The sequence below is a fragment of the Streptomyces sp. NPDC005899 genome (assembly GCF_040629645.1).
GTDB lineage: Bacteria > Actinomycetota > Actinomycetes > Streptomycetales > Streptomycetaceae > Streptomyces.
In genome coordinates this window covers 1-2378 of record NZ_JBEXWB010000591.1, presented here as the reverse complement: position 1 = coordinate 2378, position 2378 = coordinate 1, and the positions used below count along the sequence as shown (strand labels likewise).

At 72.8% G+C, this 2378-nt stretch carries 2 protein-coding genes, 1 tRNA gene and 1 pseudogene; 2 read left to right on the top strand and 2 right to left on the bottom strand.

Annotated elements, in window-relative coordinates; all coding sequences use genetic code 11:
- Window positions 1–93: 93 nt before the first annotated feature.
- Window positions 94–507 (bottom strand): SsgA family sporulation/cell division regulator, encoded by a 414-nt coding sequence (locus tag ABZ371_RS31770; protein WP_003959770.1) that lies wholly within the window; start codon window positions 505–507, stop codon window positions 94–96.
- Between the two features lie 190 nt (window positions 508–697).
- Here ABZ371_RS31770 and ABZ371_RS31765 point away from each other — a divergent pair, with 190 nt between their 5' ends.
- Together ABZ371_RS31765 and ABZ371_RS31760 are read left to right on the top strand one after the other, a co-directional pair.
- Window positions 698–1153, top strand: a complete 456-nt coding sequence (locus ABZ371_RS31765) for a TIGR02611 family protein (protein WP_358686220.1) — start codon at window positions 698–700, stop codon at window positions 1151–1153.
- Window positions 1154–1207: 54 nt separating this feature from the next.
- Window positions 1208–1279: transfer RNA gene (locus tag ABZ371_RS31760), tRNA-Val, on the top strand.
- Window positions 1280–1705: 426 nt separating this feature from the next.
- Here ABZ371_RS31760 and ABZ371_RS31755 read toward each other — a convergent pair.
- Window positions 1706–2378, bottom strand: a pseudogene (locus ABZ371_RS31755) (hypothetical protein); the annotation flags it as partial.

Sequence of the window (2378 nt, the reverse complement as noted above, 5' to 3'; positions counted from 1 at the left end):
TCCGCGGCGACGGCGCCGGTGTCCGCCGTATGAGGTTGTCCGCGCGACGCCGTCTCCCCGAGTCGGACGGCGTCCCGCAGCTCTCGGCCTGGCTCAGCTCTCGGCCAGGATGTGTGAGAGCTCCGTGTCGAGGTCGAAGTGACGATGTTCGGTGCCGGGCGGGACCGCGGCGTCGGTCCTCTTCAAGAACGACTCCAGGGCCCTCGCCGGGGCCTCGAGCAGGGCTTCTCCCTCCGGGGAGCTCAGCGCGATGCAGACGACGCCTTGGCCGTGACTTCGGGATGGCCAGACGCGGACGTCTCCGGTGCCGGTGGGCCGGTGCAGCCCCTCGGCAAGGAGGTCACGGGCGAAAACCCACTCGACCGTCTCCTCCGCTCCGGTGTGGAAGGTGGCGTGCACGGCATAGGGATCGGCCGTGTCATACCGCAGGCCCGCGGGTACAGGCAGTGAGGACTCGCTCGACACAACGAGGCGCAGGTGCAGCTCGCAGCTGACCGTGGTGTTCATAAGCGCCAGGGCCTTTCGCTCAGTGTGCGCTCGGGGATTCGCACGTCGGCGAAATCGACATGCCACCTACGGTGGCGTTGTAAACCCATCTGACCCATTTGTGATGCTTCAGGTAGCTCGTACAGCGGTGTGTAACTTTGCGTCATGCGTCCATTCCAGTGACGAACTCCCTTCCGGTAGGTTGGGCTCCATGAACGCGGAGAGTGACGAGCGGACGGGGGGCGCCGGTCCGGTGGCCCCCGTGTCCGCGCCGGGGGACGGGCGGCAGGCGGAGCGCGAGCTGGGATCGCGGGCGCCCGCGTTCGTCCGGGGGTCCAGGGTGCTGCACCTGAGCTGGCAGGTCGGCATCTTCGTGGCCGGTCTGGCCGTGGTCGGGGCGGGCATCGTGATGCTGCCGCTGCCCGGCCCCGGATGGCTGGTGATCTTCGGCGGCATGGCGATCTGGGCGACGGAGTTCGTCTGGGCGCAGCTGGTCCTGCGCTGGACGAGGCGCAAGGTCACCGAGGCCGCCCAGCGGGCCCTCGACCCCAAGGTCCGGCGGCGCAACGTCGCCCTCACGGCCGTGGGGCTCGTGATCATCGCCGTGCTCGTCGGGATCTACGTCTGGAAGTTCGGCATCACGATGCCGTGGGAGATCGAGCAGTGACCCGGAAGTGGTCCGGGGGCACCGCTGACATGGGGTAATGTGTGCCGTGCGCCGGGGCGATTAGCTCAGTGGGAGAGCGCTTCGTTCACACCGAAGAGGTCACTGGTTCGAACCCAGTATCGCCCACCCCGTACCGATGGCCGGAAGCTCATCCAAGCTTCCGGCCATCGGCGTTTTCCGTGCCCCTTCCCCCACCGGGAGCGGGTCGATGGCGCGGCGGCCCCGCAGGCCGCCGAGGCGGAAGCCCGCGGCCTCGCGCCGCTGGAGACGATCGCGGCCCGGCCCGACGGCTTCGTCCAGGGCAGTGGCCCGTACGGCCTCGGCACGGGGAGGTTCGCCGTCGCCGCCGACCCCGCCGGCGTCTCCCCTCCCCCGGCGGTCTCCGGCCCGAAGGCGCTGTGCCGCCACCGAGGCCGACCGGGGTCCACACCAGCGACACGGCGTTCCACGGACCCGCCGCGATCGGGAACCTGGCGCTCACCGGTGACCACGTGCCCGCCTGTCCCGGCCGCCCCCCACCCGGCCCGGGGCGCCCGGGTCGGGCCGCGGCCGTCACCGCATCCGGCCCACGGCGTCCTTCAGCCGGCGGGCGTCACGCAACCGCTGCTCGTACGTCGCGCCCACCGCGAGCAGCACCAGCCCGGCGAGGGCCGGCGGCACCCAGCGGGGGAGAGCGTCGAAGACCTGGACCACCTGAGGAGCCAGCTCGTGCAGCCCGTCCAGGGCCAGCACCCAGCCACCCACCACCAGGGGCGCCCGCAGGCGGTGGCGGGCGCCGGCCAGAGTGACCACCAGCGCCGCGACGCCCAGCAGCAGGGGCCGCAGCCAGTGCTCGTCCCCCCACGCCGCGAGAAGACTCGGCACCGACGTCATCGTCAGGGCGGGGCCGTACGCCACCCACGAGGAGGCCGCCGCGTCCCGGCGACGCCGCAGGACGCCCACCCACAACGCGGCCGCCGACGCCGGCAGGGTGTAGGCCTCCGGGGCCGACACGTCCCAGGCCCCCAGGCGCACCCACGCCGAAAGTACGAACAGCACGGCCGCCGCGCTCCCGGCCACCCGCCGGCGTTCCGGGCGCAGCGCGCCGTACGCCGCCAGCACCCCGCACAACGACAGGACCAGCGACAGGCGCGGCGCGTCCGTCGACGCGAGCCCCACGGCCACCACGGCGCCGCACAGCCCCGCGGCCTCCACCGGCACCGCCACCCCGGCGAACCGCGGCCGC